This window comes from Rhizobium esperanzae (assembly GCF_002204185.1).
Lineage (GTDB): Bacteria > Pseudomonadota > Alphaproteobacteria > Rhizobiales > Rhizobiaceae > Rhizobium > Rhizobium esperanzae.
Window position 1 is genome coordinate 1 of the sequence record NZ_MXPU01000047.1, and the last position, 7,029, is coordinate 7,029.

Here is a 7,029-nt window from a genome sequence, read left to right on the forward strand (position 1 = left end):
CATAGCCGGATATTCCGCCGCTTTCCGTGGTCTTGACGCTTTGGCTGTCGATAATCCCTGCCGTCGGTTGCGCCTCCCGTCCCTCGATTTCCCGCGCCGCCATCACCAGAAGCTGGTTGATGCTCTGCCACAGTCCGATCGCGCGCCAAGAATAAAAATAACCGCGCACCGTCGAAACCGGCGGAAAATCGCCCGGCAGCATGCGCCATTGGCAGCCGCTCGAGGCGATATAGAGGATCGCCTCCACGACCGAGCGCATATTCGTCGTCCGACGCCGCCCGCCACGACGCGCTGGCGGGATCAGCGGTTTGATCAACGCCCATTCCCGGTCCTTCAAATCACTTGGAAAACGAAGCACGTCTCGGTTATGCTCACGGCGAGCGATAGCAGTCCAGCTCATCGAAACCCCATTTGATTTAGCACCAATAGGGAATCACAACTGCCTGTTATCGCTCAACTTCTTTTAAATCGGGCTCTAAGACATGTTCCACCTCGATTTCGGAGAATACTTTCGGTTGAAGCGCTTCCACAATATTGGGATGCGTTATTCTTGTTCCAAGAAGACGCTTGTGCTCGCTAATATCGATCCGGGATGGGCGAAATACGTCGCGCAACGCGGTGATACTCGCGTACGGGTCTAGCGAACCACAAAAAAATACGTCTATCGCGACCATGCGTTCTTCGTGCCAGGTATTTACGCAAATGTGCGATTCAGCGAGAATTGCGAAGCCCGTGACGCCCCCATCTTCGCTATATTTTCTATAACTCGATTCCAACATCGTTGCGCGGCAGTCATGAACGGCTTGCGCTACCGCCGCCTCAATCGCTTCAGCATTTCCCGTATTTTCTGCATCCCACATATCAATAAAGAGATGGGTTCCGGCGCATACTCGGTCTGAGGTAGGGTAATTTATTCCGCCTTTAGGCGCTCCGTTCAGCATATATATGCTCCGCTTCTTGCTTTTGCATTGGGTGTGCAGGCGGCATAGCCATGATCTCCGTGGTGGCTTGGAGAATATCCTTTACCGAGGCTTCGTCTGGGTTTGTACCGCCGGCAATTGGATAGATCTCAGAGGCTTCGCCAAAATTCCTTAACAACGACAGCATGGGACCGGGCGACACCGCCCAATCCAAATAGGTATATTCATTCCCCTGAACCGTGTTTCTCAAAGGGTGTTGGACGGCCCAGTTCATGCTGATTGTGATCAGAGAGCCCGTTTTCCGCCAGCTTTCTAAGGCCGAAAACAATTGCTGCCTTTCAGCAGCTCCCTCGCCCATGCCAAATAGGAGGGATACCCCAACCTTGATTCCGGCTTCGGACAAGATCTCAACTGCTTTGTCCGCGCGTTCCATCCACGAACCCTTCTTGGTGGCGATGTTCTTGTGAAGACCTCCAACAAGTTCTGGGCGCGGTGTCTCGACCCCGATGAAAAGATATTCCAGGCCCATGCGGCCTAGTCTTCGTGCAAGGGCTGGGTTATTAACGATTTGGTCAATGGTCGCTTGTCCGCCAAGCCGCACAGGATTTTCGAGTGGGTCGAATACCTTTTCAAACTGGGCTACGAGGGCCGGATTCCATCCAAGAAGAGTTGAATCTTCAATGAACGCCGAGACAGGAAAGTTTTCGCCGTAATCTGCCTTGACTACGCGGTGGGCTGCTGCGAGCTGGCCGCATAACCGGTGGGGGCTTGTCTTGAACTGTCGAGGAGGCCCGACAACGCTGATCCTCTCACTGCAGAAGATACAATCATAGATACATCCACGCCCGATGTCGCTGAAGACGTGCGCGGTAGGCGCGCCACCAAACACGTCAAAGCTAGTTGTAATTCCGAACATTTCGGCTGGGGATGGCATCCCATTATAATCGAGCGGCATGCCCGAAGAGCACACAGTGTGGACCTGATCGTCCATGATTGTGCCGGCGATCCAGTGCCCCGGGGTGGTCGTCAGGTGGCCCAATGAGAATTTCGCCTCCCTTGGCGAAAAACCTCTTGCTTCCAAGGAAGCTACGACGCACCCAATTTCCGCGATAAAGTGTTCACCATCTCCGGAGAGCACGATGTCGAAACAGTTGGAAACTTTTCCGTCAGCAATTAGCCGCAGAGGGGACGCTAGATGATGTCTTACACGATTTTCGTCATCCCGATATATTGTTTCGGTGGCGTGGCGACCGCCAAGAACGATACAAACGTCATCGCCTAGAAACTCTCTGATGTATTTCGCTGTCTCAATCGCACCACGGAAGCATATCGACATCGCTCCTATGAGAACTAAATTGGGCCGGACCCGGACTAATAGCGGCGTTAGCCTTCGCTGCACATCGTCCATGTCAGATAGCAGAAGCGTTGATTGTCGCCTGTCACTCCTGGTGCCGCGCCAATTGCTTTCGCCCCATGCACCTTCCGCCTTGGATGCCAGTGACGCAGCATATCTGCAGGCATTGTAGAGGCTTGCCGGATCGGCGCTTGATAATGCCATTTCGCCCGCCTCGCCGTGAGAAAACTGGGGGGCAGAACACGCGATTACACGTAAGCTCACGGGCTTCCTCCACTATCTATAATATTTTTTGAAATGATTCGGGCGGCTAGGCGATCCTTTCTTCGGTATTAGACTTGGTCGTATCCGATGGCATAAGTATTGATACAGCACATATGCTAGTATAACCGCGAAGCACGTAGAATACACCAAGTGGTAATGCCCGGTATATTTGATAATCTGTCCTCTGCCGAAATTGCCTTAAGGGGTGCGCCGTTTACGCCTTGGGTCAAGCTTGGGGACGTTGGACTGCTCAGTTTCATCGCGATCACGTTTTTGTGGCTGGTCTGCCTGCCAAGTTCCTGAATGTATCGACCTGTCGCTCTCGCGCGTGGGCCGGAAGGACATAAATAGCAGGCTCAAGAAATAGATGACCTGAAGGAAAAACGAAGCCGCTAAGGTTACAGCGAACGCTTTGAAGATGGAAAGCGAGGCAGCGTAAGCCGAAACAGCACTGGTGCACGTGACCAGCAGCAGGATGCAAAAAAAGGTTCTAAAGGGCAAGGTCTTGCTCCCCGTTCGTTCGTCCAATGTTTCAACTGCGTCAACGCCGACGATTTCGCCCGTTCGTCCACCCTATGAACGTGCATGACTTCGCCGTGAGCAGGCGTTGAAACAGCGTCTGCAATCAATGCGGGCTGCGCCGTCGACAGCGATCAAATACTTCGGCATTCAGCTGGTGCCATAGGTTGCCAAAAGCCGGGTAAGCGCGAATACGCCAAAGTGGCGACTTCTTCCTTCGCGGCTTCCAACTCGGCAAATGCAATGAATGTCTTCCGCCCTTCAGTGTTGACCTTGTCCAGTGGAACGGGAGGCATTCGGCAACGTAGTAAACGCCGCAATTTTGAGGCGTAAGCTTTCCGTTTCTCGTGCCCATGGCGCCACGCTCGCGGACTCTGAGCGAACCGGCGCGATAGAGTTCATTCTCGTGGATCCCATCATTCGTCATTGCGCTCATAGGAGCACCGGGGAGCGGCGATCAATACGCACTTGCAAGCTTTCCAGTGCGCCCGCAACGATGAGGCCCTTGTTCACCACTCGGTCCATCGGAACAAACACAGGATCAAGCACCGGCCGGCAACATTTAAAACGTCGCGCGGCTTCCGTCATCATTATTGACGGCGAACGATAAGGTTTACTACCATCGCCTCCCAAAAGCGCTATTTTCCCGGCAAGAGGGATCGGGTACCCGTCAAAGATCGTAAAGGCGGTTAACCCAGCTCGCAAAGCTTCTTCCCCAACAAATAGCGAGTGCATGTCGTCGAAGCGGATCATCTGAATAAGATCACTGCCAATTAAACCGGAGATCGATGCAATGCTGTTGCGATCAGGGAGCTCAGCGGCGCGAAAGATCGCACTTTCCGACTCCAACAGATACACAAAATTTTCCATATCCTTGCCTTCTAATTTCTTGAAAAGAGCCCGTGCCCAGCTGCTTTTGGCTGGAGCGAAAGCGACTTGTCCATCAACTCGGGATAGCGACAACGCGCGGCAATATGCAGATTTCAGTGTGCTGTGTAAATGGTCCTGCGCCAATTCGGTTCGGCTTAAACCAAGCTTGGCTCCGGACGCGGTGCTCCGATAGCGATCATCATGTTGTAATTAATGTGATATTTTGATTGGCATGTTTTTATTCCGGCACGCCCCTATACAGAATTCGCGCCAAAAATGTACGCGACGATGTTAAACCATACCGGCGGCCGCGCAGTCGACCAGGGCGGGTTCAGCAATCGAACGTGGCGGCCATCGGCGTCGCCGCTCGTATGGCTCGACATTTGTCCCACCTTTGCGGAACGGAATCCCGACCTTGGGCAGATTATGCAAACGAGTGCGTGTTCCAGATTTGACGAGATCTGTACGTTGTACGAATACCCGGCAGAATTAGAAATCATCTCCCACCGCTGCAGACGCGAGAGCCTGAACTCGAAGCTGACGAGTGGAGCTTCTATCAAGGCACTCCTTACGACGTTGAAAGCAGAAAGAAAATTTGCAATCGGCGAGTTCCATCCGAGCATCACGACATTTGGCTAGCGCAACCGGGGCAACAGCCACGCTCACTGTTGGCTTACTCAAGTGTGCTGAGTGCCGCGGTCGCGAATTCGCCCTCGGTCCCCAGGCGTTTTTGGTGCCGCGTTTTGAGCGTTATTCAAAACGCAAATGATGACATCCAATCAATCTATTTTTCCTGATTGGCGACCTTGGTGCATGACGGAGGTGTCAACCAAGGAAGCCGATCGCGACCGCAGCGGAGAGCGTACAAAAATGCAATAGATAGGAAGCGGCAGATTCTATTGCGTATCCCGGAGAGATACTGGCGCCGCCTTGTTGCTCGCTATGGCGGCGGCCTTCGGAGCGCGGCGAACAGGCCCGGTCTCCAACTACTCTGAGGACTATAGAAGAGACATATGGATAACTCTATCGGCTAACGCGTCTTTGCGCAGGCGTTGATCTTTGATCTTCGCTCGGATTGCTGCATTCAGACTGCTCGATCGGCGCTGCAGATTGAAAGCCTGCATTTGTCCGTTTGGCGACCACTGGAGGCGGGATCGCCTCCCCGCTGCACGGGCGATCGAGGCTTCAAGTGTCACTTGCTCAAGCTGGCACAATCTTTGATTGTTCGCCTTGCGAGGGCCAAAGCAGCCAACTGAATTCGATTATTGGAGAAAGCGACGAAGCGCATGCCAAATGTGCATCACATCGGGGTCTCGACGGTAGCGGACGCAGCACGTCAAACCAGCATAGCCGTCGACCACTGCGACGATTGCCAAACACTCTATGTCAGCCGACCATGCCAGATGGGTCTTAGGTTATATTTTGATGACTATGTGCTCTTCCGCGTTTTTTCGCGCGCACTTGAAGAAATTGAGATGGGGATTGCCACCGCGACCGAGGCAACCGGCCTTTCGCTTAGGGAGCTGCGGGATATTCCAACCCGCAGTTTTCCGGCAAGGCTCATCCGCGCCTTTGCCCTGCAAGAGGCGAGTGATTGCGTGCCTGATGCGGAGGAGCAACTGTTGCGCGATATGCTTCTAGCGTATGTCCGGCCAGGCGACCCTGAGGGCGTGCGTTTCGCTAAGATCATTGCGCGACGTTCCATGCGTGAAGACCACCTCTGGCGGGATCTCGGCTTGCTTGACAAGATCGAACTTGGCAGATTGCTGTTCGCGCATTTTCCGGCGCTGGCGGCAGGCAACACCAACAACATGAGGTGGAAGAAGTATTTTTACCGCAAGATTTGCGAAGCTGAAGGCTTTTCCCTTTGTAGCGCTCCCAGCTGCAAGGAATGCGGCGATTTTAATGAATGCTTTCTGCCTGAGGAAAGCGGAAGTCTTTCTGGAGCGGCAGAGTTCGTCGGGCGCCAGATCTTGAAAACGTGAAGGCCCCAGATGCAACCTAGCGGGCTTGTCCGGCGACGTTGAACCGAGAACGGGGATCCTTGCTCCCGATATTTGCGACTGTGCGGCACGCGCAAATGCCACTTCCTTAAAGATGAGCGGTGATGTCGTCGTCGGATGGTGATCATCGGGCGATTTTGATAGCACCTACTAAAATTGCCATAAGCTCTTCGCCGTATTCGACCACGCGATCCACAATTTGTCGGAGCTGAGCGTGCGCCTGGAAAAAAGCATCTGCGACTAGCGCTTTTACTTGATACCTTGCTCACGATCTTTGCTGTAGCCTTCGAGCATTTCCTAAGAATTGACCCGCTGACGATCGAAACCGGCTCTGTTGTCAATCTCAGCCTATGGCGAAACAATCCGGCCGCAAGACTGCAGCTGCCAAGCTGGCGGCATTCCTCCTATGTGTTCATGGAGAAAGCATAACAGCGAGTTTGTTGTAAGCGACAATCTCTACTGTGCCTTCATCTGCGTTCTGCTGATCATCCGGCCTTAATCCAACGCGTGGTGCGAAGCCGATCGGCCATCAAGACGGTATCGATCTGTTTGGCTCTACGACTTGCCACACTACTTCTGTCCCTTCGCTTGGGATGTAGGGATACGGACGACATTTGTTGATCTTTGACGCTAGCGATTTCCAACCGACAAAACCTCACAGCCGCTCGTCCAGTTTGGCGGCTTCGGGACAAGAGTTTGTCGAACCCGCCTTCGAAAGTTTGGGAATTAAATAGCTGAAGATCAGCAAACCAACTGTTTTATATGCTGCTGCCCACATGGCACGGGTTTTGAAGACTGCCATGGGAGGCGGCGCGAGCTGCCGGCCTTTTACTCAGCGATGGATGGAACGAAAGAAGGAAGGCGATATGTCAGATTTGCGTCAAATCGCATTTTACGGCAAAGGGGGGATCGGCAAGTCCACCACCTCCCAAAATACGCTCGCAGCGCTTGTCGACCTCGGGCAGAAGATCCTGATCGTCGGATGCGACCCGAAAGCTGACTCCACCCGGCTGATCCTGAACGCCAAAGCACAGGACACGGTTCTGCATCTGGCAGCCCAGGAAGGTTCGGTGGAAGACCTTGAGCTCGAGGACGTGCT

General features: G+C 53.5%; 6 protein-coding genes. 2 read left to right on the top strand and 4 right to left on the bottom strand.

Annotated features, from left to right (window positions below; all coding sequences use genetic code 11):
* The 4 genes from B5E41_RS30685 to B5E41_RS30710 form a co-directional block, all read right to left on the bottom strand.
* On the bottom strand, nt 1-400 hold a 400-nt coding region (locus B5E41_RS30685), incomplete at its 3' end, for an IS5 family transposase (protein WP_141098859.1).
* 46 nt (nt 401-446) lie between these two features.
* A complete protein-coding gene (gene speD, locus B5E41_RS30690; RefSeq protein WP_088397311.1) occupies nt 447-941 on the bottom strand; it encodes an adenosylmethionine decarboxylase in 495 nt (164 codons plus the stop codon).
* Nucleotides 922-2,256, bottom strand: coding sequence for a radical SAM protein (locus tag B5E41_RS30695; protein ID WP_245303194.1), 1,335 nt, complete (start codon nt 2,254-2,256; stop codon nt 922-924). Before B5E41_RS30695 ends, speD begins: the two co-directional genes overlap by 20 nt.
* Before the next feature lie 1,233 nt (nt 2,257-3,489).
* Nucleotides 3,490-3,927 carry a DUF3846 domain-containing protein gene (locus tag B5E41_RS30710; protein WP_088397313.1) on the bottom strand — a complete coding sequence of 146 codons (438 nt, stop codon included), beginning with the start codon at nt 3,925-3,927 and terminating at the stop codon, nt 3,490-3,492.
* Between the two features lie 1,286 nt (nt 3,928-5,213).
* Between B5E41_RS30710 and B5E41_RS30720 the strand changes: the two genes are divergently transcribed.
* Both B5E41_RS30720 and B5E41_RS30725 read left to right on the top strand, forming a co-directional pair.
* Nucleotides 5,214-5,912 (top strand): nitrogen fixation protein NifQ, encoded by a 699-nt coding sequence (locus B5E41_RS30720; RefSeq protein WP_088397314.1) that lies wholly within the window; start codon nt 5,214-5,216, stop codon nt 5,910-5,912.
* An 884-nt stretch (nt 5,913-6,796) separates the two neighbouring features.
* The coding region (locus B5E41_RS30725) for an AAA family ATPase (RefSeq protein WP_176439498.1) at nt 6,797-7,029 on the top strand (233 nt) is incomplete at its 3' end.